This window comes from bacterium (genome assembly GCA_035419245.1).
In the GTDB taxonomy this organism is placed as follows: Bacteria; Zhuqueibacterota; Zhuqueibacteria; order Residuimicrobiales; family Residuimicrobiaceae; genus JAKPUX01.
Window position 1 is genome coordinate 18,593 of the sequence record DAOLSP010000021.1, and the last position, 24,368, is coordinate 42,960.

General features: G+C 61.1%; 19 protein-coding genes. 7 read left to right on the top strand and 12 right to left on the bottom strand.

Annotated features, from left to right (window positions below):
* Positions 1 to 305 precede the first annotated feature (305 nt).
* From PLH32_16160 to PLH32_16170, 3 genes are all read left to right on the top strand, one after another.
* A complete protein-coding gene (locus PLH32_16160) occupies positions 306 to 2,150 on the top strand; it encodes a PQQ-binding-like beta-propeller repeat protein (protein ID HQJ66142.1) in 1,845 nt (614 codons plus the stop codon).
* Between the two features lie 162 nt (positions 2,151 to 2,312).
* Positions 2,313 to 3,482, top strand: a complete 1,170-nt coding sequence (locus PLH32_16165) for a helix-turn-helix transcriptional regulator (protein HQJ66143.1) — start codon at positions 2,313 to 2,315, stop codon at positions 3,480 to 3,482.
* Positions 3,483 to 3,639: 157 nt separating this feature from the next.
* Positions 3,640 to 5,934 carry a TonB-dependent receptor gene (locus tag PLH32_16170; GenBank protein HQJ66144.1) on the top strand — a complete coding sequence of 765 codons (2,295 nt, stop codon included), beginning with the start codon at positions 3,640 to 3,642 and terminating at the stop codon, positions 5,932 to 5,934.
* 75 nt (positions 5,935 to 6,009) lie between these two features.
* Here PLH32_16170 and PLH32_16175 read toward each other — a convergent pair whose 3' ends face one another.
* The gene (locus tag PLH32_16175) at positions 6,010 to 6,918 is read right to left on the bottom strand and encodes a cation diffusion facilitator family transporter (protein HQJ66145.1); all 909 of its coding nucleotides are present in this window, start codon (positions 6,916 to 6,918) and stop codon (positions 6,010 to 6,012) included.
* A 116-nt stretch (positions 6,919 to 7,034) separates the two neighbouring features.
* Entirely contained in the window at positions 7,035 to 8,165 is a 1,131-nt protein-coding gene (locus tag PLH32_16180; protein ID HQJ66146.1) for a glycosyl hydrolase, read from the bottom strand.
* 316 nt (positions 8,166 to 8,481) lie between these two features.
* On the opposite strand from PLH32_16180, the gene PLH32_16185 reads away from it, so the two are divergent.
* Both PLH32_16185 and thrC read left to right on the top strand, forming a co-directional pair.
* On the top strand, positions 8,482 to 9,693 hold the full coding sequence (locus PLH32_16185; GenBank protein HQJ66147.1) for a YgeY family selenium metabolism-linked hydrolase: 1,212 nt from the start codon (positions 8,482 to 8,484) through the stop codon (positions 9,691 to 9,693).
* Position 9,694: 1 nt separating this feature from the next.
* On the top strand, positions 9,695 to 10,930 hold the full coding sequence (gene thrC, locus PLH32_16190; GenBank protein ID HQJ66148.1) for a threonine synthase: 1,236 nt from the start codon (positions 9,695 to 9,697) through the stop codon (positions 10,928 to 10,930).
* Between the two features lie 9 nt (positions 10,931 to 10,939).
* Here the strand turns inward: thrC and PLH32_16195 are convergent, their stop codons facing one another.
* The 8 genes from PLH32_16195 to PLH32_16230 all read right to left on the bottom strand — a co-directional run bounded on the left by PLH32_16195 (position 10,940) and on the right by PLH32_16230 (position 20,222).
* Positions 10,940 to 11,698 carry a 4Fe-4S binding protein gene (locus tag PLH32_16195; GenBank protein ID HQJ66149.1) on the bottom strand — a complete coding sequence of 253 codons (759 nt, stop codon included), beginning with the start codon at positions 11,696 to 11,698 and terminating at the stop codon, positions 10,940 to 10,942.
* A gap of 11 nt (positions 11,699 to 11,709) precedes the next feature.
* A complete protein-coding gene (locus tag PLH32_16200; GenBank protein ID HQJ66150.1) occupies positions 11,710 to 13,221 on the bottom strand; it encodes an NADH-quinone oxidoreductase subunit C in 1,512 nt (503 codons plus the stop codon).
* On the bottom strand, positions 13,218 to 14,663 hold the full coding sequence (locus tag PLH32_16205) for a proton-conducting transporter membrane subunit (protein ID HQJ66151.1): 1,446 nt from the start codon (positions 14,661 to 14,663) through the stop codon (positions 13,218 to 13,220). The genes PLH32_16200 and PLH32_16205 overlap by 4 nt, the downstream gene beginning before the upstream one ends.
* Before the next feature lie 2 nt (positions 14,664 to 14,665).
* Positions 14,666 to 15,310 (bottom strand): hydrogenase, encoded by a 645-nt coding sequence (locus tag PLH32_16210; GenBank protein HQJ66152.1) that lies wholly within the window; start codon positions 15,308 to 15,310, stop codon positions 14,666 to 14,668.
* 3 nt (positions 15,311 to 15,313) lie between these two features.
* Positions 15,314 to 16,222, bottom strand: coding sequence for an NADH-quinone oxidoreductase subunit H (locus PLH32_16215; GenBank protein HQJ66153.1), 909 nt, complete (start codon positions 16,220 to 16,222; stop codon positions 15,314 to 15,316).
* On the bottom strand, positions 16,219 to 18,228 hold the full coding sequence (locus tag PLH32_16220) for a proton-conducting transporter membrane subunit (GenBank protein HQJ66154.1): 2,010 nt from the start codon (positions 18,226 to 18,228) through the stop codon (positions 16,219 to 16,221). Before PLH32_16220 ends, PLH32_16215 begins: the two co-directional genes overlap by 4 nt.
* Positions 18,225 to 18,905, bottom strand: a complete 681-nt coding sequence (locus PLH32_16225; protein HQJ66155.1) for a PTS sugar transporter subunit IIA — start codon at positions 18,903 to 18,905, stop codon at positions 18,225 to 18,227. Before PLH32_16225 ends, PLH32_16220 begins: the two co-directional genes overlap by 4 nt.
* 108 nt (positions 18,906 to 19,013) lie before the next feature.
* The gene (locus tag PLH32_16230) at positions 19,014 to 20,222 is read right to left on the bottom strand and encodes a hypothetical protein (protein ID HQJ66156.1); all 1,209 of its coding nucleotides are present in this window, start codon (positions 20,220 to 20,222) and stop codon (positions 19,014 to 19,016) included.
* 299 nt (positions 20,223 to 20,521) lie between these two features.
* Between PLH32_16230 and PLH32_16235 the strand changes: the two genes are divergently transcribed.
* The gene (locus tag PLH32_16235) at positions 20,522 to 20,941 is read left to right on the top strand and encodes an OsmC family protein (GenBank protein ID HQJ66157.1); all 420 of its coding nucleotides are present in this window, start codon (positions 20,522 to 20,524) and stop codon (positions 20,939 to 20,941) included.
* A 60-nt stretch (positions 20,942 to 21,001) separates the two neighbouring features.
* Here the strand turns inward: PLH32_16235 and PLH32_16240 are convergent, their stop codons facing one another.
* Positions 21,002 to 21,451 (bottom strand): hypothetical protein, encoded by a 450-nt coding sequence (locus tag PLH32_16240; GenBank protein HQJ66158.1) that lies wholly within the window; start codon positions 21,449 to 21,451, stop codon positions 21,002 to 21,004.
* 164 nt (positions 21,452 to 21,615) lie between these two features.
* Between PLH32_16240 and PLH32_16245 the strand changes: the two genes are divergently transcribed.
* The gene (locus PLH32_16245) at positions 21,616 to 23,577 is read left to right on the top strand and encodes a carbon starvation CstA family protein (GenBank protein HQJ66159.1); all 1,962 of its coding nucleotides are present in this window, start codon (positions 21,616 to 21,618) and stop codon (positions 23,575 to 23,577) included.
* A gap of 6 nt (positions 23,578 to 23,583) precedes the next feature.
* Here PLH32_16245 and PLH32_16250 read toward each other — a convergent pair whose 3' ends face one another.
* On the bottom strand, positions 23,584 to 24,318 hold the full coding sequence (locus tag PLH32_16250; GenBank protein HQJ66160.1) for a hypothetical protein: 735 nt from the start codon (positions 24,316 to 24,318) through the stop codon (positions 23,584 to 23,586).
* Positions 24,319 to 24,368: the final 50 nt, after the last annotated feature.

Here is a 24,368-nt window from a genome sequence, read left to right on the forward strand (position 1 = left end):
TCAGAGATAAACGTCGGCAAGCCAAACCATGATAAAGATTGATTTAAAAAAGAGATTGTTTATTTGTACTAGCCGTCGCACGATAAACCGGAAATCGGTGATGTCCCCCAAATGAATTTTTTAATGATCATCTGTAAAGAAGATCCGGATACGTCTCAGGATTATCAGAATGCAATCGAAATACTCTACAGCGTCTCTTTAACAGGCGCGGACACGCGGATTCCCCTGTGCAGATGGGTATCGATCCGGGACCGATCGGGACGGGCTGAGTATCTTGGAGTAATCGGCGGGAAATTGAGTAGACTATGATAAAGTATATCGCGGCCGCTTTAATACTGCTGTTCCTCGCGGCCGGTGGTCCGGCCCAGACCTTTCAGTTCGCCCTCATTACCGACCCCCATGTCGGTGGTGCTACCGGCGCGGAGGATCTGGCGCTCACGGTAGCGGACATCAACCAGCAAGCCGGGATCTGTTTTGTCATCCTGGCGGGCGATGTCAGCGAATTCGGGTCCGATGCGGAGCTGACGCTGGCGAAGAAAATCCTCGGCCGGCTCAACAAACCCCTCTATCTCGTTCCGGGTAACCACGACTCGAAATGGTCGGAGAGCGGCTGCACCAGCTTTGCGTGCATTCTGGGCGGCGAATGCTTTGCGTTCGTTATAAACGGCTTTTGCTTCATCGGCACCGCCTCCGGGCCCAACATGCGCATGGCGCCCGGGCTTGTCCCGCGTGAACATCTGGCCTTTCTCGATTCTGCGTTGACCGCCGCCGGCGATCGCCCCGTCCTCTTTGTCAACCACTATCCGCTCAACGACGAGCTGGCCAACCACGCCGCGGTCATCCGCCGGCTAAAACAGAGCAATATCCAGCTCTCCCTGCTCGGGCACGGTCACACCAACCGCCTGTTCGATTTCTCCGGCATCCCCGGCGTGATGGGGCGCGCCAATCTGCGCACCGGCGATCAGCCGGCCGGCTATACGCTCATCACCGCCGATTCGCTGCAGCTGCTTTTTGCGGAACGGACACCCGGTGGAGCGACCGGGCCGCCCTGGGCGCGCGTGCCGGTCTTCCATCGCCGGTTCGAACCGGACACCCTGGGGGCCGCCGGTGAGGCGTATCCGGTGAACCAGGTTTACAGGAATGCGCAGGAACGCTGGCACTTCATCGATAACAGCGATATCGGCTCGGGCATCGTCTGTGCCGGTGATCGCGCGGTTTACGCCAATGCCCGTGGTGAAATCGTCTGCATCGATCCCGGGGACGGCAGTGTGCGCTGGCGCCTGGCCACACGCGGCAAGTGCTGGGCTACGCCGGCCATAAGTGGACGCACCGTGGTCTGTGCCAGCACGGACAGCGCCATTTACGCCCTCGATCTCAAATCCGGCCGGGTCAAATGGCGCATGCACACAGGCAAAGCGATCGTGGCCTCGCCGCTGGTGTGGGCCGGCCGGATTTATATCGGCTCGTCCGAGGGGATCTTGCGCTGCATCGACCTGGCCGCCGGCCGCCTGATATGGCAGTATGACGGGATCGACGGTTTTGTCGAAACCCGGCCGCTCTGGTATCAGCAGCGACTCTATTTCGGCTCCTGGGGCAACACCTTTTATGCCCTGGAGGCCTCCTCCGGCAGGCTGGCCTGGAAGCGGCAGAAATACGTCAATCGCATGCTTTCGCCCGCGGCCGTCCAGCCCGTGGCCGCCCATGGCAGAATCTTTATCGTCGCACCGGACCGCCGCATGACCGCGCTCGATGCGATGACCGGCGCGGAGATTTGGGATTCCGGGGCGTATAGCTGCCGCGAATCGATCGGAATCTCCGCGGACGGCGAACTCGTTTATATTAAAACGATGCAAGAGGGGGATCTTTGCGCTTTTCCGAGCCGCGCGCTGACGCAGCAGCTGGCCTGGCGTGCGGTTACCGGCGCCGGTTATGAGATCGCGCCGACCCCGATCGTGGAACAGGACGGCATGGTGCTGATGCCGACGACATCGGGAAGGGTTTATGCCATCGATAATAAAACAGGGAAGGTGGCCTGGGTCCACCAACTGTCCGAAGCCCTGATCACCGGAATCTGCCCGGCCGGGAAGCGGCGTATCGTGGTGACCGCGCTCGATGGCACGGTCGCTGCGATCGTCTGGCGGAGACCATGATGGATCAGAAGATCCGCTGGAGTACCGGGCAGCCCGCTTCGCATTTGCAGCAAAGACCAACTGCCGGCCCGACCGGGGCTTTGGCCGGATGCCGTTGCCGGCCCCTCCATAAGTCCGTGGCGGCAGGCTTTGCCAGCATTTACCCTGAAAAAGGACGCAGCAATGACCTTGAACACCCTCGACCTGGTCCTGTTCCTGGCGGCCTCACAAGCCGCTTTTCTCGGTATCCTTATCCTGCATAAATATCCCGGCCTGCCGGCAAATCGCATCCTCGGCATCATGATGCTGCTTTATGCCGTCATCGTGGGTCACAATCTGGCGGTGGAGCTGGGCTATTTCAGCCGGTTTCCGCATCTGCTTCTGGTGCCGCTCGGATTCACTCTGCTGGTCGCACCGCTGCACTATTTTTACGCCAGAATGCTGACTCATCCCGAAGCCCGCTTTCGCCGCCGGGATGCCTTGCACGCCATCCCGGCTCTCCTCTATTGGCTCGCTATTTTGCCCGATTTCGCCGAATCGACGCAGGAATTAAATGCCCGGCTCAGCATCGCCGCCGAGACCATGTCGCCGCGTTTCCTGATCTTCAATCTGGTCCTCGTCCTGCAAGCCATGGTTTATCTGGGATTGACGATGGCCCTGATTCGGAGATTTCACCAGCGATTACGGCTCATGTTCGCTTCACTCGAAAGGCTGAAATTGACCTGGCTGCAGCAAATCACCTTTTTGCTGATCTCCGCCTGGATGATCTTTGCGCTGGAGGAGTTCCTGCTGATGCTGGGGATCAATCTGACCAGTTTCGACCTCTCCAGCCTCCTGATCGGCGTGTACATCTATCTCATGGGATATATGGCGCTGCTCAAATCGGAAATCTTCAGCCAGCCCGCCCTGACAGAACCCATGCATTTGCTTGAATCCATGGACGCCGAAGAAGCTCTGGCCAAGTCCAATCGCTATGAAAAATCCGGCCTGAGTCCGGAACGGGCTCAGGACTTGACGCGCATCCTGCTCGCAGTGATGGACGAAAAAGAGCCCTACACCAACAACGAACTCACCCTCGCTGATCTCGCGGAGGTAGTTCAAATTACCCCCCATAACCTGTCCGAGATCCTCAACACCCATCTGCAGAAAAATTTTTACGATTTCATCAACCAGTATCGCATCGAAAAAGCCAAACGGGATCTGGCGGATCCCGCCAAGCGTCATCTCAAGATTCTTGCCCTTGCTTATGATGCGGGCTTCAACTCAAAGACCGCCTTCAATACCCTGTTCAAGCAATCCACCCACATGACGCCATCCGAGTACCGCGCCCGGTTTCTCCCTCAAGCCATCTGAAATGAGGTCCCATCCCGCTGGCACACACCTCCATACCGGTTCATCCCAACGGGCATGAACGATTCACAGGAAAATTTTCCGTAAAATACCCCTGTCGAAGCGGTGTGGATCCGTGGACACCGTAGACTTGCAGGCGTGAGATATTGGAGGAGGAAAAATGAGAAGGGTTACACTGCTTTTATGGATGATGCTTGTGATACCGGCAGCGGGGCAAGACCGCATCAAGCCCGGTACTATCCAGGGTCTGGTCATCGACCAGGAGACCCAGACGCCGTTGATCGGCGCCAACATCATCATCAAGAGCACCCCCCTGGGCGGGATCAGCGACACCGCCGGGCGGTTCAGCATTCCCCAGGTCCCAGTCGGCACCTATGTCCTGGAGTGCCGCTACCTCGGCTACGAAAGCCAGATCGTGACCGACGTCATCGTGCGGCCGCAGCGCCAAACCGAAATCACCCTCGCACTGAAAGTCGCTGCGCTCACCGGTGGCGCGGTGACGGTCCAGGCCGGCAGTTTTCCCACGGAAGAAGAGCACCCGCTCAGTCTGGCCTCGTTCTCGTTCGAGGAAATCCGCCGCGCGCCTGGTGCCGGCGGCGATATCAGCCGCATTCTCCAGAGCCTGCCGAGCCTGGCAAAGGTCAATGACCAGTCCAACGGCCTCATCGTCCGCGGCGGTAGTCCGCTGGAAAATGCCTTCTACATCGATCATATCCAGGTGCCCAACATCAACCACTTTCCGGTACAGGGTGCCTCGAGCGGCCCTATCGGCATGGTGCAGGTGGACTTCATCGAGGAGGCCCGGTTCCACGCCGGCGGTTTCTCTGCCGAGTATGGCGATCGCCTCTCTTCCGTCCTCGATATCAGCTTTCGCGAAGGGAACCGCCAGGAAATGGATGCGCAATTGGATTTAAGCTTTGTCGGATTCGGCAGCGCTATCGAAGGACCCCTGGCTGAAGGGAAGGGCTCGTGGTTGTTTGCGGCCCGGCGCAGCTACCTCGATCTGGTGGTGAAGAGCTTTGATGTAGGTACCTCGGCAACGCCGTGGTGGGGCGATTATCAAGGCAAAATCGTCTGGGATCTTTCTCCGAACCACCGCCTCAGCGGCCTGTTTCTCCTCGCCGACGATCATAACGATCCCGATCATCAGGCCGCCGTCGACAATAAAATGACCTATTATGGCAAACAGGATCTCTATCAGGGGACGGCGGGATTGAGCTGGCGCGCCCTGTGGGGAAAACGCGGCTATTCGCGCACCGTGCTCTCCGGCTCGCGTTCCCGCTTCAGAGAGAACATGTTCAACACCAACAGCGGCCAACCCTTGTTTCACAACCGCTCGGACGAATACGATTTTACCTTTGATCACAGCACCTATCTGCGCTTGAACGGGCATCATTCCCTGCAGTTCGGTATCCAGGCCCATCGTCTGGACAGCCGCTACGCCAATCGGTATGCCGCGGCTTTGGATCTTTTCGGCAAGACCACCACCAGCCTGACCGTAACCAATGACCTGGCAGGCTGCAAAATCGGGGCCTTTGCAAATCTTGTGATCGCGCCAGTGCCGCGTTGGCGCGCTATCCTGGGACTGCGCAGCGACGATTTTTCCATCAACCACAAGCGGAGCTGGTCGCCGCGTGCGGCGTTGTCCTGGCAGATCGATGCGCTGACCAGCATCAGCGCATCCGCGGGTATGTACAGGCAGAACCTGCCGATGCTGCTGCTGGCGCAGAGACCGGAGAACCGCGCTTTGCAGGATCCGCGCGCGGTGCATTATGTTGTAGGTCTGGAGCGGCTGCTCACCGCAACCACCCGCGCCACGCTCGAATTCTATCAAAAGGAGTACGACGGATTCCCGCTCGATCCTGGCCAGCCAGGCCTCTTTGTCGTCGATGAACTGTATTACGGCAACGGCTTTTTTACCGCGCACCAGCGCCTCACCGCCACGGGCCAGGCCCGCAGCCGCGGTGTGGAAGCGATGATCCAGAAAAAACTCGCGCAAAACATCTATGGTCTGGCCAGCGCGACATGCTTCCGCACGCGTTACCGTGATGCGACCGGACTGTGGCGGGATCGTGTTTTCGATAATCGTTTTATTTTTACTGTGGAGGGAGGCTATAAACCGGCGCATGCGCTGGAGATGAGCGCACGCTGGATTTACGCTGGAGGGGCACCCTACACCCCGGTGGATGCAGCCGCCTCTGCGGCGGCCGGAGAGACGGTATTGGATGCGGGACGGTTCAACGGCGCCCGCTACCCGGCCTATCATTCCCTGAATTTGCGCATCGACCGCCGTTTCACCTTTTCACGCTCCAACCTTGTGGCCTATCTGAGCGTCTGGAATGCCTATAACCGCAAGAACGTCGCCGCCTATTTCTGGAACGAGGCCAAACGGAAGACCGATGTCATCTATCAATATACCGCGCTGCCGATCATCGGACTGGAGTATGAGTTTTGAAATCAGGAGTGTCCCGTCTGCAGCGCGAAGCCCGCGATCCGGGCCCTTGCATTTACGTGTTGAAAGGCTCCAGGGTTATTCGCGGATATCCGGCTCAAAGAAGACCCATTGAATCTCCGCATTCTCCTGGCGTAACCGCGCCTCACACCGGTTGATGTTTTCGATCAATTGATCCACGGAATCGACTGCTTTCATCCTGGCCTTGACCGCGACCATGATCTGGGGACCGAGCTGCAGGGTGATCAGATTGAAGACGCGCTCGATCTCCGGCATGGCGGCGAGTATGCCCTCAATGCGGGCGTGCGTCTCTTCATCGGTGCTCTGACCGATGAGCAGGCTCTTGACCTTCGCTCCCAATGAAAAGGAGATGATGATCAGCAAAACGCCGATGCCGATGCTGCCGATGGCGTCGAAGACGGGATTGCCGGTGACGACGGCGAGGATAATGGAGAGCAGGGCAAAGGAGAGACCCGCCAGGGCAGCGGTATCCTCACCCAGGATCACCACCAGCTCACTCTGGCGGCTCTTCCTGGCCCAGGTCCACAGGCTGACCTGATGCCGTTGCTTGTTGATCTGGGTGACGCATCCATAGAGCGAGGCGGCTTCGAAGAGGATGGAGACGCAAAGCACCACGATGGCGATGATCGGGCTGGTCAACCCTTCGTGCACATGCAGCTTGTGCATCCCCTCATAGATCGAAAAGAGTCCGCCCATGCTGAAGAGGATCAGGGCGACGATGAAGGACCAGAAATAGATCTCCTTGCCGTAGCCGAGGGGATGTTCGGAATCGCGCTTCTTTTTCGCGGCCTTGAGCCCCCAGAACAGGAGCCCCTGGTTGCCGCAGTCGGCATAGGAGTGGACCGCCTCGGCGAGCATGGCGCCGGAACCGGTGATCACCGCGGCCGCGGTTTTGGTAACGGCGATGCCGAGGTTAGCCAGCAAGGCGAAGAAAATGGATTTGACGGAGGCGTCCTGATGCGACATGGTGGTTCTTCCGGATTAACGTTATTCGACGGATTCGAACGGCAATATAGCCAACCCGGCGGCGAAATTCAAGCAGATTCTCCGCACTCACTCCGCCGGGGACCCCCATCCTGCCGTCATTGGTACATCGACGGCATCTCATCCTCGAAGAGAATCAGCGCATCATTTTTAAAGTTGATGAAATCCTGACTCGAGGGATGGCCGGGATAGGGTGCATAAAAATGACCGGGATTGGCATTGCGCCAGACCAGGATCCATGCGATCCGGCGCAGCTCAGGATGGCGGCGAAGCGGCTTGAGGATGCGGTCGGTATACCAATTCACCTCGGTGAGGGCGTTGCATCCGGTCTCGGTCAGGGCCGGGATCTTGTTTCTGCGGGCGGCGAGTTCGATCAGCGTTCTCAGGCTCTCGACAAAGAGGGTGTCCTGGCGCGCGCGGGAGACCGAGGGATCATAGTCGGCGACATGGCCCACATCCCAGTAATTGTCCAGGCCGAAGATATCGACGCAGTCATCGCCCGGCCAGGCGTAGAGCATGCCGCGCTCCAGGTCGGCAGGATTCATCCGGCTCTTGTCCGGCGAGATGGCGTAGAGCAGCTGATGGATCTGGAGGGAATCGCGCAGGAAGGAGACCGTAAAGCGGAAGAGGGCCCGGTACTCCTCTTCGGTGCAGCCTTTGGTGCCCCACCAGAACCAGTCGCCGTTATGCTCGTGATAGGGGCGGAAGATGACCGGGATCGGCCGGCCGGCCTTGTCCTTGAGCTCCCTGAAAAAGGTGCCCACCAGGGTAAGCCGGCGGACGAGCTCGGCGTGGGCCTTCCCGCCCGGGAGCAGCTGCGCCCCGCAGGGCCGGGTATCGTTGACCCCCCCGCCTGTGGCCGGATTGCCCTCGTGCCAGCTGACGGTGATGATCCCGCCGCGGGCATGGCCCTCCCTGATCAGCCGTTTGATCTTGTCAAAGCGGACCTTGTCGACATTGACCGAGCCGGAGATGTTGCCGATATCCCAGCCGTAGACGGCGGGATAGGAGCCGCAGACATCCTTGACGTCGCAGAAATCGCTGTCGGGGTGAGCGCGGCCGACGCCGTAGGCCAGGGCATCCTGCTGGCCGAAAAGGACACCTTTGCCGGAGAGCTTGATCAGATTATGATAGAGGGCCCGAGTCTCCGGTGTGGCGTGGCGGTCGACCGGCAGCTCCGCGTCGCCCGCGAGGATCAGGGCAGCAGCAAGCAGTAGCAGGTTGAGCATGGCACTCTCCCGAAATGGAGTCATAACGATCTAACTAATATATATTGTTGAACATTTAATAAAATCTATAATAATACAAGGTTAATTTACTATTCCACTTTTGGATTTACAAGGGTAATCTATGCAATCCACGCAGAGGAATGCCATTCAGCCATCACGATCACCGGAGTTTCCAGGACAAAACTCTTGCTCGACAATTTGCAAAAGGCTATATTGAATCTCCGCGACGTCCGTTCAGGGCTGAATTGACGCCAGGATAGGGTTGTCAAAGGCAGGTCGTACGGTCCCATCGAAAAGGCAGCAGGAGATCAAGAATATGAATGCGGTATATCAGAGAATCGGCTCCAGGGCGAAAGAGCTGGAAAATGAAATTGTGGAATCTCTGCTGGCCCTGGTGGCCACCCCCTCCCATTCAGGCAAAGAGGAAAAGGTCATCCAGGTCATCCAGCATCAAATGGAAAAAGCGGGATTCGACGAGGTGCGCATCGACGGCCTCGGCAGCATCATCGGCCGCATCGGCAGCGGGCCGCGGCTCATCGCCTTCGACGCCCATATCGACACCGTTTATCCCGGGGATTTGGCGCAATGGGAGTTCGATCCCTTCGCCCCCTTCGTCCGGGAGGGCAAAGTCTGGGGCCGCGGCAGCGCCGACCAGAAAGGCGGGATGGCGGCGATGGTACACGCCGGCAGGATGATCCGGGAGCTGGGGCTGAATGACCAATTCACCCTCCTCTTCACCGGCACGGTGATGGAAGAGGACTGCGACGGCCTCTGCTGGCAATATCTGATCAACGAGGAGAAGATCCGGCCCGAACTGGTGGTGATCACCGAGCCGACCAACATGAACATTTACCGCGGCCATCGCGGCCGCATGGAGATGCAGGTGGAGGTCAGCGGTGTGAGCTGCCACGGCTCCGCCCCGGAGCGAGGCGACAACGCCATCTACAAAGCCGCCCGCATCGCCCTCGAGATCGAAAAGCTCAATGAACGTCTGCGCAGCGATCCCTTCCTCGGCAAGGGCAGCGTCACCGTCACGGAGGCGCGCTCCTCCTCCCCCTCCCTTTGCGCCGTGCCCGACGGCGCGGCTCTGCACCTCGACCGTCGGCTCACCCTTGGCGAGAGCAAAGAGAGCGCGCTTGCGGAGGTCCGCGACGCCGCGCAGCGAGCCGGGGTACCCGATGCCCAGGCCACCGTGCTGCAATACGCCGAGCCGGCCTATACCGGAAAAATCTATCCCAGCGAAAAATATTACCCCACCTGGGTGCTCGCGGAGAATTCGCCATGGCTGCAGCAGGCGGTTGCAGCCTACGAGGGGCTTTTCGGCCGTGCTCCGCTGATCGACAAATGGACCTTCAGCACCAACGCGGTCGCCATTGCCGGGATGAACAACATCCCCTGTCTTGGGCTCGGGCCGGGGAACGAGGTCTATGCCCATGCGGCCAACGAGGCCTGCCCGGTCGAGCACCTCAGCGGCGCTGCGGCCTTTTACGCCGCCCTGGTGGCCAAACTGAACGAAAAAGCCGGGTGAAATGAACGTCACCTTTGAATACCAGTGCTGCGAATGCGGCCGCCGCTATACCCGTGATCAGGTCACCTATCTCTGCCCGGTTTGTTCCGCGACGTACCGGCCTGGGATGCCGCTCAAAGGGGTGCTGCGCGCCGAGTTCGATTACGCAGCGATCCGCCGCACGCTTAATCCGCATCGGGTCGATTATGCCCTCTGGAACGCCGTCGAGGCTGACTATTTTCCCCCCTGTGCGGTCGGAAACACCCCCTTCACCCGCATCGACCGCTTCGGCGCTCTTGCCGGGTTCGCCAACGTCTGGGCCAAGAACGACGGTCTCAACCCCAGCGGTTCGCTCAAGGACCGCGCCTCCGTTCTGGTCGCGGCCGAGGCCCGGCGCACCGGCGCCCCCACCCTGGTCGCCGCCTCGACCGGCAACGCCGCTTCCTCCCTGGCCGCCGTTTGCGCTGCGGCGGGCCTGGCGTGCATCATCTTCGTCCCGGCCACTGCCCCCAGGGCCAAGCTGGTCCAGATGCTGATCCACGGGGCCAGGGTCCTCCCCATTAACGGCACCTACGACGACGCCTTCCGCCTCTCGCTCGAATACACGGCAAAGTACGGGGGATTGAACCGCAACACCGCCTACCACCCCCTCACCATCGAGGGCAAAAAAACGGCGGGCCTGGAGATTTTCCGGCAGAACGGCGGCCGCGCGCCGGAGGTCATCCTCGTGCCGGTGGGCGACGGGGTCATCCTCAGCGGCGTGCACAAGGCCTTTTACGATCTCAAGGCATCCGGGCTGATCGAGAAAATACCGCGGCTGATTGCGGTGCAGGCGGAATCGTCGGATGCCCTTCATCGTTTCATCGCGACCGGGCACTACCGTAATGCCGAAAAACCGCAGACTTTTGCCGATTCGATCTCGGTCGCGGCCCCGAGCAATGCCGTCATGGCGCGCCAGGCGGTGCTGGAGTCGGAGGGCTTTTCACTGACGGTTTCCGATGAGGAGATTCTGTCGGGGCAAAAAAAGCTGGCGGAAACCACGGGGATATTCGCCGAGCCGGCGGCGGCCGCAGCGGCGGCGGGATTACTCAAGCTGAAGGGGGATACGCGTCTCGATCCCGGGTCGCAGATCGTTTTGCTGGTCACCGGGCACGGCCTGAAGGATCCCGGCGCGGCCCTCGGCCGGCTCCAGCTTCCCCCACCAATCGAGCCGGAACTCGGCTATGTTGAAAAACTGCTGAATGATACTATTCGTTAAGCGATTTATTTATAACCTTTTCAACAGCCGCAGCAACCCGTCCAGGATCGTCAGGGGATGAGGCGGGCAGCCGGGAATGTATAGGTCGAGCGGCAGAAAGGCGCCGGCGCCGTCATGCACGGCGGCGTGGCCGCGAAAGAGGCCGCCGCTGATGGCGCAGGCCCCCACCGCCACAGCCAGTTTAGGCGGCGGGGTCGCCTCCCAGGTTTTGAGCAGGGCAAGGCGCATGTTCTCGCTCACCGGTCCGGTGACCAGAAGGGCATCCGCGTGGCGCGGCGAGGCGACGATCTGGATGCCGAAACGGCCCAGGTCGTAGACCGTGGTGCCCAGCACATTGATATCCACCTCGCAACCATTGCAGCCGCCGGCGCTGACTTGGCGCAGCTTGAGCGAACGCTCGAAAATCCTGCGAATCTCATCCGAAAGGGCAGCTGCCAGCCTGATCTCCCCTCCCCGCATCATCAGATCCTCACTCCGCGACACGGCCAGCCGGTAATCCTCCGTAAATTCGATCGCGCCGTTAGGACAGTCCTCACGGCATGCTCCGCAAAAGATACAGCGCCCCAGATCGAGCTGCAGAATGCCCTGTGGGTCATGGGAAAGGGCCTGCACCGGACAGGCCTCCATGCAGGCGCGGCAGCCGACGGGGCAGGGCTCCGGGGAGAGGCGCGGAGCGCCGCGGAAACGATCGGAGACGATGCGCTGCGGCGGCGGGAAGGCGATGGTCCGCCGGTCCTGTTTGAAACGCGCGGTGAGAATGCCGGACATGGTGCTCCTCGTTACAAATCAAAACCGCAGTAGGAGAGGTTGAAGCTCTTGTTGCACAAGGGGAAATCCGAGATCGCCTGGCCCCGCAAGCAAAGGGCCAGCCCCGGCCAGTTGTGGAACGAGGGATCGACGATCTTGTAGCGAGCCAGGCATCCGCGGGCGTCGGTCAGGGCGGCGTGACAGATCTCGCCGCGCCAGCCCTCACTGAGGGTGACGACGAAGCGGTTGGCCGCCAGCAGCCGGGCCGGCTCGCTGCGGATCTCGCCCCCCGGCAAGGCGGCGAGCAACTCCTGAACAAAATCGATCGAGCGCTCGATCTCCAGCCAGCGCACAAAGGCGCGGCTGTAAACATCGCCGGCCTCCATGGTCGAGACCGGGATGTGAAACAGGGCATAGATCCCGCCGGGGAAATCGTGGCGGACGTCGCGGAAGAGGCCGGCGGCGCGCGCCGCCGGGCCGACCAACCCCAGGTCGACGGCCTGCTGGCGGGTGAGAATGCCGGTGGACTCGAAGCGCGCCAGCACCGAGGAGGAATTCCAGAGCAGCTGCACGGCGCGGGCCGCCTCGGCCGCGCCCTTTTCGAGGCGGCGCTTCAGCTCGGCGATCCGCTCCGGTTCGAGGTCGAAAGCCACGCCGCCGTTCTTCACCAGGCCGCGGCCGAGGCGGCTGCCACAGAGCAAAGCGGTCATGTTGAGAAAATCGCCGCGGATAGCGCCGCACTGGGCCGAGGTCGGCAGAAAGCCGACATCCCCGGCCAGGGCGCCGAGGTCGCCGATGTGGTTGGCCAGGCGTTCCAGCTCGAGGGCGATGCCGCGGATGACCTGCGCCCGGGCCGGCACCCGCGTGCCGGTGAGAGATTCCAGGGCTGCCGCATAAGCCAGGGCATGTCCGATGGCGGTGTCGCCGGCGACCGTCTCCATCAGATAGGGGATGTGCGGATGCGGCCCTTTGGCCAGCGCCTTTTCGATACCGCGGTGCTGATACCCTAAAGAGATCTCGAGATGATAGACCTTCTCGCCGTGGCACTGGAAACGGAAATGGCCCGGCTCGATCACCCCGGCATGGACCGGTCCGACCGCCACCTCGTGGAGTTCCTCTCCGCTCATGGCGAAGAAATCGGCCTCGCCGATCAGGGGAGGCGCAGGCGGCTCAGCGCCGGGGTAATCGGCCGGCGTAAAGCGGAGCGGCTTGAGCCAGGGATGTCCCTCCGGCCGCACTCCCAGCTGTTCATGGATCTCGCGCTCGAAGAGATGGGCCTGGGGACAATCGGGCGTCAGCGCGGGGTAAGACTCCTCCACCGCGGCGCGTAGTGCGTAGAGCATCCCGTTCTGATCGTCGGCAAGCGTGGCGATGAGGCGGACGCGGCGGCGGTTCTCCCGGAGACCGAAAAAGGTCGCCAATCGCCGGCCGGCGGCGACCTCCTCGACAACAGTATCACGAAAACGGCCGATGGGCAGCGCAGCAAAGGCCGACCAGTCAAGCGGCTCACCATTGTGAAAAGGGACCAAACCGCGCCGGTTCATTGACCGCCTCCCAGGGCTGCGGCGCCCAGCCTGAGCAGCCCGTCCAGCCCGGCCGGGATGTGCACGCCGAGACTAAAAGTGAGCAGGAAAAGCAGCAGCGGCAGCAACCTGAGAAGGGCCGGGAGTTTCTCCTGCGGCTCATTCACAGCGGCGCCCTGCACCATCGGGAAAAAGGCCGCGGCCATTCCGATAAAAACGGCCGTCAGCAGGAAAAGATAGATCGCGGCGACGATGAGGCGGTCCCCGAGGACCGCAACCCCGAGCAGATTGAACTCGCTGATGAAGAGGCCGAAAAAGGGCGTCCCGGTGATGGCGAGAAAACCGATCACCCAGGCCCAGCCGATCCCGGGATGGCTTCTGGCCAGCCCGTGCACCTCGCCGATCGCCTTGGTCCGGAAGACGGAGAGGATGTTGCCAGCTGTCAGAAAAAGCCCGCTCTTAGTGAGGGAATGGTTAAGGGCGTGAAACAATACGAAATAATAACCCGCCGATCCGAGACCGATGCCGAAGGCGAGGATGCCCATATGCTCGACACTCGAGTAGGCGAGCAGCCGCTTGTAGTCGGGCTGGTTGAGAATAAAGACCGCAGCCAGCAGCATCGAGACCAGTCCGAAGATGAGCAGGATAGCACGGGCGAAGGCGGCGTCGCCGGCAGCCTGGCAGATCTGATAGGCGCGCAGGATGGCAAGGAATGCGCAGTTGAGCAGGACGCCGGAAAGCAGCGAGGAGACCACCGAAGGGGCCTCGCTGTGGGCATCGGGCAGCCAGGTGTGCATCGGGGCGAGGCCCATCTTGGTGCCGTAGCCGACGAGCAAAAAGATGAAGGCGATGCGCGTCAGGCGCACATCCAACTGCGGCCCCAAGCGCAGCAGCCGGTCGAGCAGCAGCGAGCCCTCGCGCCCGCCGGCTGAGGCGGCGGCCCCGAGGAAAAAGGTGCCGAAGAGGGCAAGGGCGATACCGACCGAGCAGATGAGCAGGTATTTCCAGGTGGCCTCGAGGGAATGGACGGTGCGGTGGAAAAAGATCAGAGGCGCGCTCGCCAGGGTGGTCGCCTCGACCGCCACCCAGAGCAGACCGAGATGGTGCGAGAGCACGACCAGGGACATGGTGCTGAGGAAAATCAGCATGCAGGCGATGAAGATCCGCTCCGGGTCCCGGCCGCCCTGCGACGCGCCCGCGTGCGCCTGCGCGAGCCAGCCCTGCCCGTACGCGGCGCTGACGAGAAAAAGCAGCGAGACGATGCCGAGAAAGAGCAGGCCGAGGGCATCGACCGCGAGCCAGCCGCCAAGGATCGGCTGCGCCGGCTGAAACGCCAGGCTGATTACCATCCCTACGTGAAGGAGGGAACAGGCCAGCCACAAGCGCCGGCGCAGGCGAACATTCCGGACCAGCCAGGCCGCCGCGCTGAAGAGAATGGGTAGGACGATTACCGCCGCGATCACTGCTAATCCTTCAGAATGGTCAGATTGTCCACATCGAGGTCATCAAAATAGTTTTTGATGTGATTCATGATGATGCCCATGATGAAAACCCCGGCGAAGACGTCGAGCAGCACCCCGAGCTCGACCAGGAAGGGCATCTGGGCTGCCAGGGAGAGGCCGAGGATATAGATGCCGTTCTCCAGCACCAGATATCCGATCACCTGCGAGATCGCCTTTTTACGGATGATGAGCATGAGCAGGCCGATCATCACCGCGGCAAGGGAAACCGGAATCCACAGCCGCGAGGTGACCGTCACCGGCAGAGCGAACTTGCGCGCCACCCAGAAGGAGACCAGCACCATGCCCATGCCGGTGAGCAGGGCCGCCCCGTAGGGGATGTGGGAGTCGATCGCCAGACCGGTGTGCACCTCGCGGGCGGCGTGGGAGAGAAAGCGGGGGATGAGGATCGCTTTGATCGCCAGGCTGCTCACGGCGATAATCAGCCCGTGTAGGGAGAGGATCCCCCCGGCCGGGAGCAAAGGCAACAGGGCGAGCAGTACCCCCTGAAAGGCCATCACCCGGATGGCGGCCCCCAGACGGGTCAGGCTAAGCAGGTAGAGATCACTCAGGAGTACCAGCAGCAGGAATATATCGATCACGGTTTGCATGCGTTATCCCAGGATGATGTAACTGAGCAGGCCGAGAGCGCCGGCCCCCATCAGCATTTGCGGCACCTGCCCCAAACGCAGGCGTGCCATCACCGATTCGACTATGCCGACGGCAGTGGCGATGACAAAAAGGACACCCGCTGCGATCAGCGGCCGCAAGGCATTGGGCGATGGGAAGGCGGAGATGATCACTAGGGTGATGAACATCCCCCAGATCCACAGTTTGAGCGCCGCGCCGTAGAGGATAAAGGCAAAATCAGGGCCGCTGTGATCCAGCACCATCACCTCGTGAATCATGGTGAGCTCGAGGTGGGTGGTGGGATCGTCGACGGGAATGCGGCAGTTCTCGGTGAGCAGGGCGACAAAGAGGCTGACCACCAGCAGGGCCAGAGCCGGACTGTCGGCATAGTTGATCGAGACCGCATGGCTCTCGAAGATCTGTGAGAGGCTGAGCGAATTGGTGAAGCGGGCCAGATTCGCCAGGGCGAGAAAGAGGATCAACTCGGCGAAGATGGCATACCAGGCCTCGCGGCTGGCCCCCATCCCCTCAAAGGCCGAGGCGGTATCGAGGGCTGCCAGGATGGTGAAAAAGCGCCCGAAGGCGAAGAGATAGGCGAAAAGCACCAGGTCGCCGGGAAAAGCGATCAGGGCGGTATAACCGGGCAGGGGCAGCAGGCAGAGCGCCACGGCCGTTGCGGCCAGAGTCGCCATCGGCCCCAGCCAGAAGAGCGGGCTGGTGCTGCGGCTGTAGACCGCTCCCTTGCGCAGCAGCCGGAAGAGATCGCGGTAGGGCTGGAGCAGCGGCGCGCCGCACCGGCCTCCAAAGAAGGCCTTGACGCGGACGATCCATCCGGTCAGCAGCGGCGCGGCCAGCAGTGAGACCAGCACAAAAATCAGGGCAGGCAGCGTCATCGCAGACCTCCGAACCAGAAAAGCAGGGCGAGCAGGACCACGGCGATGTAAAGGATATAAAGCGAGATGCGGCCGCGCTGCATCCACTGCAGCTGATGGAAGAGCCAGGCGATCGCCGCCAGCAGCGGCCGCCACAGCTTTTCGAGAAAGAGATCCGGGGTGTGCGTATGCAGGGAGGCCCTGTCCGGGAAATAGCCCTGCGGCGGCTCCTCCTCCACCCCGCTGCCGAGGATCCAGCGGTTCTGGTCGGTCAGCGGCTGGACAAACGAGGAGGCGGTGTACTGCATTCGCGCTGTGGGGCCGCTGTAACCGCAGTCCCAGGTGACGGCACGGTGGATGCCCCTGCGGGCGAGGATCCGGCGCCGCCCGTAAGCGAGCAGGGCGAAGAGCAGAGCGCTCCCGGCGGCGATCCCGGTCACCGCAATGAAGGGCTTGACCATTCCGGCCAGCTCATCCGCGATGAGGGCCGCCGGCAGCTGGGACGTCGCCGCGATCACGGGCTGGAGCAGGGGGAGGAGCAGCAGGGGCGCCACGCCCGCCACAATACAGAGGCCGGCAAGCAGGAGCATCGGCAGCAGCATAATCACGGAGACCTCCCGGGCACTCTCCCCGGCCGGCGTGCGCGCCTCGCCGAGAAAGACTACGCCCGCGGCCTTGGTGAAGCAGGCCACGGCCAGGGCGCCGATCGCAGCCAGCCCGAGCAAGCTGAGCAGGGGCAGGGCGGTCACTCCCTTGACCATGGATGTGACGGCGTCAAAAGCCCCGAAATAGATCATGAACTCGCTGACAAAGCCGTTGAGGAGAGGCAGCCCGCAGATGGCGGCGGCGCCGACGACAAAGGCGGCGGCGGTAACCGGCATGCGCTTCTGGACTCCGCCGAGGCGGTCGATCTCCAAGGTGTGATATTGCTGCTTCACCGCTCCGGCCCCCATGAAGAGCAGGCTCTTGAAGAGGGCGTGGTTGAGGATGTGCAGCAGGCAGCCGGCGAAGCCGAATACGGCGAGGGTCTGCTCCCCCAGATGGAGGCCGAGCAGCCCCAGTCCCAGGCCGATGGCCATGATACCGATGTTCTCGACGCTGTGGTAGGCGAGCAGCCGCTTGAGGTCGTGCTGGGCCAGGGCGTAGAGCACCCCCAGGAGGCCGCTAACCAGGCCGATGACCACCAGCAGGGCGCCCCACCACAACGGCGGCGCGCCAAGCCACGTGAGGGTGCGCAGGATGCCGTACAGGCCCATCTTGATCATCACCCCGGACATCAGGGCCGAGACGTGGCTGGGGGCGGCCGGATGGGCCTCGGGCAGCCAGACGTGCAGGGGGAAAAATCCCGCCTTGGCGCCAAATCCGGCCAGGCCGAGCAGAAAGATCAGGCTCTTGAGCCCGGGCCCGGCCAGTGCGGCCCTGGCGAATTGGCTGAAATCGAGCGAACCCGCGCCGGCACCGGCCAGCAGCCAGAACATGAAGAAGAGCAGAACAACGCCGATGTGGGCGGCGATCAGGTAGATCAGACCGGCGCTCCGCGTCTGCGGCCGCTCATCCTCAAAGGTGACGAGGAAAAAGGCGGCCATCGACATGATCTCCCAGACGATGATGAAGAGCATGCCGTTGGCCGCGGCCGCGACCAGGGCCATGCCAAGTACAAGAAGGTTGAAAAAGAAAAAGGAGCGACCGCACGCGGCGGCGCGGCCCTCACCGCAGAGATAGCCGGCGCCATAGAGGGCGGCCAGGGCGGAGATGAAAAAGATGATAAGCAGGAAAAAGGCCGCCAGGGGATCGATCATCAAAGAAAAGGAGAGCGCCGGGATCGTAGTCGACCGCGCAAAGAAGAGGCTCTCCCCGGAGGCGAGCACGCCCACGGCCGGGACCAGGCCGAATGCCCCTGCGGCGATCACGCCAGCCGCCGCGAGCCGACGCGCCAGAACCTCCCGGTGACGCATCAGCCAGGCGGCCGCGCCGCCGCAGAACAGAAGCAGCAGGGCGATGAAAAAACAGATCAGCAAGGGATTCATCCGGCGGCCCTGCCAAAGCCCGGTTCGATCCGCTTGAGAACGTCGAGAATCTCCTCGCGCACGCCGGGCGCGGCCAGGATCCGCCGCCACGATTCATCCTTGAGGGCGTAGGAGAGGCGCGAAAGCAGATGCAGGTGGGCGCGGATGGTCGGACTGACAATGGTGAAGATGATGCCGACCGGCTTGCCGTCGGGGGCCTCAAAATCGATCGGGGTTTCGAGGAAAGAGAGCGAGATGATCGGCCGGGAGACGTGCAGGACGATGGGACTGCGTGGATGGGGGATGGCGATGCCGTCACCGATCGCCGTCGAACCCAGCGACTCGCGCGCCAGCAGCACCTGGAGGAGAAAATCGACATCCACCCCCTCAGGCAGGCGCATCTGTTGGACGATCGAGCGCAGCACGCTCTCCTTGTCCCTGCCGCTGACGCGGTAATGAATCCCCCCCGCCTCGATGGCGGCGGAAAGCGCAGGCAGGTCCCCGCTTTCGGGCTCCGCAAAGATCTCCGGCGATACCGTCATCTTTTGCGCCGTCGCCCACTCGAGAATCTCGACGCGATTGAAGCGGTATTGCTCGTTGAGCTTGTAATGGGGGATCGCCCCGCTCTTGATCCAACGGTAGACCGTGCGCTCTGAGACGTTGAGGAGTTTGCAAATATCCCGGATTTGCAGCTGCATGCTTCATCCTGATCTGTCAATTCGGCTCTTGCTCTGTCAAATTAGGTCAAAATATACCGAATGTCAGGGAAAATAGCAACGGGAAAAACGGAGCAAACCGGCAACGGGTCATGCCATTCCCGGAGCAACGGTGCGAACCTCGGGCTGCAGCAGCATCTTTTTCAGCCGCATCTTGACCTGGCGGTAGAAGGGCAGAGACAAGGGGAAATGGCGTTCGATCGCGCGGATATAGGCGTGCGAGTAATGCGAGGCTGTCTTGCAGATCGCCTCCTGCACCATAAAGGTGCAGTTTTTCAGGATCAGCGCGCGGCAGCGCTCTTCGGCCGGAGCGGTCAGATGGAGGTCAATGACCCTGGTCATAAAGTGAAAGAGCCGGTTGGCCAGCGCATCGAGGGGACCACTGGCGGCGGCTTGCGTGAAGAGGGTCTGGTGGCCGTTTTTCAGATCCTCGTCTAGATCCTGCAGGTCGTCGGCGAACTGGAGAAAGACGCCATAGCCAAAGCAAAAGTCCGCCCACGGTCGATCCAGGGCGCCCAGGGTCAGATAGCCGTCCGCGAGCACCGAGGTCCCCCCTTTTTCGACGCTGATGGTGAGGAGGTCCACCTCCCGGCCGGCGTGATGCTGCTTGTGCTGCTGCAGGCTTTTAATCTGGGCGTTGAAAATACCCAGCAGGCTTTGAAAGACCCCGGGGCAGGTTTCCCGGGAGAACGCCTCTTCGATCATCCGCACCAGAGCCCGGATTTTCTCTTCTGTGGCGGTGCGGGGAACGGCCTCTTCCCCCTCGAGCCATCTCCGGAAGCGGTCATTGGTGGCCCATTTATCCGCAAAGGAGCGTTCCGGATCGTCGATGACATTGTCGGAGTAGGGATAGAGCATGCTGTAGGCGAAGACCGGCGCCGGGCAGGCCATCGGCCGCCCCATCAGGACCTGGAGCGAATTGACGATCCAGACGTTGCGCAGGGCCTGATAGACATTCTCCCGCGGGAGCCCGGGGTCAAAGGCCCTGATCCGGCCGAGGAATTCCCGGGTGGACTGGGCAAAACCGTCGGTGAAGGAGCGGTCGAAATAGAGTCCGGCGCGAACGCACAGCTCTTCTAGTCCCGGGCGGGACGCCTGCATGGTTTCCTGCAGGGTCTCCGGGTCCGGAGCGCCCTGCTGCCGGCTCTTTTCGATGCGATCGAGCTGCACCTCCGCCTCCCGGGCCAATTCCCGCTTCTGCTCCTCGCTGTAGCCGGTCCCCCAATCGGGCTCGTCCGCCGGCGTCTCGCGCCAGAGCTGCGCATAGTACCGGGTCAGGTCATCAACCCGAAGCTGCATGGCTCCCACTCTGCAGGAGAGGAGACCGGCCAGGGAAAAATCCCGTATAAACGCAACCGCAGACATGATTGCCCTCTGCTCGCTCTACATCTTATCCCAATGAGAGCCACCTGAGCCCGGAAACGGGCGGGCGTTTCCATCGGCACGGATGCTTCTCTTTCTATCATATACTGCAAAGCGTATGATAATGTTACAACTGCAGAACAATCCGGAAGCCGCAGATTCTCCTTGCATTTGCGTTGAAAAACCGTAACTTTGAGGCAATTAAGAAGCGGTTGTATGTGACCAGGAGGAATGGTATGGCTGTTCGTTCATCATCTGCGGAATGGAAGGGAACCCTGAAGGAGGGGGAAGGAATCCTGCGTCTTGGAAGCGGCGCCTGGGAGGGCCCCTTCACCTTTGCGTCACGTTTTGAGAGCGGACCGGGCACCAATCCCGAGGAGTTGATCGGCGCCGCCCAGGCGGGCTGTTTTTCGATGTTTCTCTCGGCCCTGTTGACCAAGGAGGGCTTTGTCCCCGACTCCATCCGCACCACCGCCAAAGTGCATCTCGGGGAAGGTCCCTCGATCACCCTCATCGAATTGAGCTGCGAAGCGCAGGTGCCCGGGATCACTACGGAGCGTTTTGCGCAGCTGGCCGGGGATGCCAAAAACAACTGCCCGGTCTCCAAAGCTCTGGCGGGTCCGGAAATCACGCTGGCAGCCGCACTGCTCCCCTGACCGCTCTGCGCGGGATCGGACCGGCATTTGAGCTGAAAGACCGGTCGGCAGACCGGAGTGTCAAGCGGACGGAGCGGGCAGATCGCTTTTCAAACCTCTCCAGGCTTCCTCCCAGAGCGTGAGGGTTGTGACGGCCGGGTTGCCGATATCATAGGACCGGGCGCTACGCCAGAACAACAGCGTCTTTTTCGGGTTGTGCAAGGCATGCCAGGGGATCAGCAGCGGCGGATAGCTGTAGACGCTTTTATAAACCAGATACAAACCCTCCGGCGTCGAGCCAAAGCGGGAGCCATAACGTAAATAGACGCTGCCGACCTTGACGGCGCCGGTGCGGGTTTCGACCGGCGCCTCCTCCGTCCCGGGGTACTGATTGGCCAGGGCTTCCCAGCCGCTGGCCGTACGGAACATCCCGCCCATCATCCGGGCCAGTTTGATGACCAGAAAGGCCAATCCGGCCATGGACGCGAGGATGAGCAGCGTGATTCCGCCGAAGACGGCGATACCTGCCATAGAAGACCTCCCTTTTTGTATAAGATAGAGATTCGCGCACGGCGAGTCAAGTGGAAACAGCAGCGCCGGGACGCAGAATCGCGGGTGTATCCTGCGCAGCTTTTGATTGCTATTTTCTTTCCGGTTTTATAAATTGGCGGATTAAAATCTAGCCTGGAGAGGATATGAGTCTGAGCAAAAAAATCGCCTGGGGAGTCGTTTCGTTGCTGGGGGCTTTTGCGTTTGCAGTGGCGACCAAGCTGGTGCGGGTGCAGGAGCAGGTCAATGCCGTCTGGATCCTCATCGCGGCGGTCTGCATCTATGTGCTGGCCTACCGCTTTTATTCGGCCTTCATCGCCGCCAGAGTGCTCGATCTCAACGACCGCCACAAAACGCCGGCGACGCTCTTCAATGACGGCCACGACTATGATCCCACCAACCGCTGGGTGCTCTTCGGCCACCATTTCGCCGCCATCGCCGGAGCTGGGCCGCTAATCGGTCCGGTGCTCGCGGCCCAGTTCGGATACCTCCCGGGGATGCTATGGATCCTCATCGGCTCGGTCATGGCCGGCGGCGTGCATGACTTCATCATGCTGGTCTTCTCGACGCGGCGTAACGGCAAATCCCTGGCGGAGATAGCCCAGGCTGAGGTCGGCCCGGTCGCCGGATTCACCGGCATGCTCGCCACCCTCTTCATCATCGTCGTCGCCCTCGCCGGATTGGGCATGGTGGTGGTCAAAGCCCTGGCCGACTCCGCCTGGGGTGCCTTCACTATCGCCGCCACGATCCCCATCGCCCTGCTGATGGGCTTTTACCTGCGCAAGCTGCGCCCCGGAAAGGTCGGCGAGGTTTCGGCCATCGGCGTCATCCTGCTCCTGCTGGCGGTGGTTCTGGGCAAGATGGTGCACGATACGCCGGCCCTGGCGCAGATCTTCACTTTGAGTGAAAAGAACCTCATCCTTCTGCTGGCCGCTTACGGCTTTTTAGCCAGCATCCTGCCGGTCTGGATGCTGCTGGCACCGCGCGACTATCTCTCCACCTATATGAAAATCGGCACCATCGCGCTGCTGGTCCTCGGCATTGTCTACGTCGCCCCCACCATCGTCTTTCCGGCAGTCTCGCGCTTCGCAGCCGGCGGCGGCCCGGTCATCCCGGGGCCCCTCTTCCCCTACCTCTTTATCACCATCGCCTGCGGCGCCATCTCGGGATTTCATTCCCTCATCGCTTCAGGCACAACCCCCAAGATGATCCGCTGTGAAAAGGATACCCGCTTCATCGGCTATGGGGCGATGCTCACCGAGGGTTTCATCTCGCTGATGGCCCTGATTGCCGCGACCTCGCTCGCCCCCGGTGACTACTTTTTCATCAACAGCCAGCTGCCCGAGCAGGTGCTCTCCACCATGGGCTTCACCATCGACAAAATCCACTGGTTCGAACAGCAGGTCGGGGTGCAGTTGGCCCATCGCACCGGCGGCGCTGTGACCCTGGCCATCGGTATGGCGAACATCCTCTCCGGCATTCCCGGGATGAAATCGCTGATGGCCTACTGGTACAATTTTGCGCTGATGTTTGAGGCGCTCTTCATTCTCACGACGATCGACGCCGGCACCCGCGTGGCGCGCTTCATCGTCCAGGAGTTCTTCGGCACCTTTTACAAGCCGCTGCGCGTCTACAACTGGTTGCCCGGGATGCTGCTGACCAGCGCCCTGGTGGTCTTCGCCTGGGGGTATCTGATCTGGACCGGCAGCATCGCGACGATCTGGCCGATGTTCGGAATCTCCAACCAGCTGCTGGCCGGACTGGCACTGACCGTCTGCACCACCATCCTCATCAAGATGAAAAAATTCAGATATATCTGGGTCACGCTGATCCCGATGGTCGTGATGCTGGTGATCACCCTGACCACCTCGGTGATGCAGGTGAAGTATTATCAGCACCAGCTGACGCTGCCCAACCTCAAACCGATCGAACGGTTCACCTTGAATCTCGATACGGTCCTGGTCGCGGTCATGGCAGGCCTGGCGGTGATTGTCGTCGTCGACAATGTCGCGAAGTGGCGCAAATACGCCCGTCTTCCCTACATCGAGCCTCACTCCGGTGGTGATAAAAGTCTGGTTCCGGTGGGTCTGGCAGCTGAGGAGGGGTGACCGCCCTCAATTCTGCGCATTGGCCGGCCCGTCTGATTTGAAATCCAGCAAGTAATTTTTGGCGCGCCCCTCGTAATGAATGACGAGGACGTGGTCACTGTTCAGGCCGTCCCAGGAATTGGGATAATCCTGCAGCATCTGATCGTAGGCGTCGTCAAAATCCTGGCGCGAAAGCCCCGCCTTGAAGTGACCGGCCAGGTTGGCGATCTCTTTTTTCAGCAATTTGGCAATCCCAGGCGCGTCGAAACAGACGCCGAAGTATCCGTCGGCGTCGCTTTGATGCTTGAGGAGCAAATCGATCTTCTCATCAGCCATGACCGCGGTGCAAAAATCCTGGATATCGCCGTTGCACAGGTCCAGCGGCGCCTCCAGCCATAAAGGGTCCTGGAGGTTATCCGGAAAGGCCAGGTTGGCGCGCAGTATGGGATATTTGCCGCGCAGATAGGGTGAAAAATGGATATTCCAGGAACGCTTGGAGGCAAAGACCTCTTTCACGCTGCCGGAATCGGGAACCAGCTCTTCAGAAAGCATCAACAAAATGCAGCCGCGACCATTCAAGGCAGTAAAATGCAGGATATCCAAAGGAATCGTCGCAAACTTGTCATTCCAGCTGGCGATGATCGCAACGCGCCCGGTGGCCGATCCAAAATTGTTCTCCGCCGTTTCTGAACGGAGGTTGTCTTCCAGAGAAGCCGTGCGTCTTTCCGGCAAGGTGAATTTCTTTTCAAAAAGTTCGAACATGGCAACCTCCCTCACCCTGTTTCGTGAAACAACTTGTCGTATACCAGCCC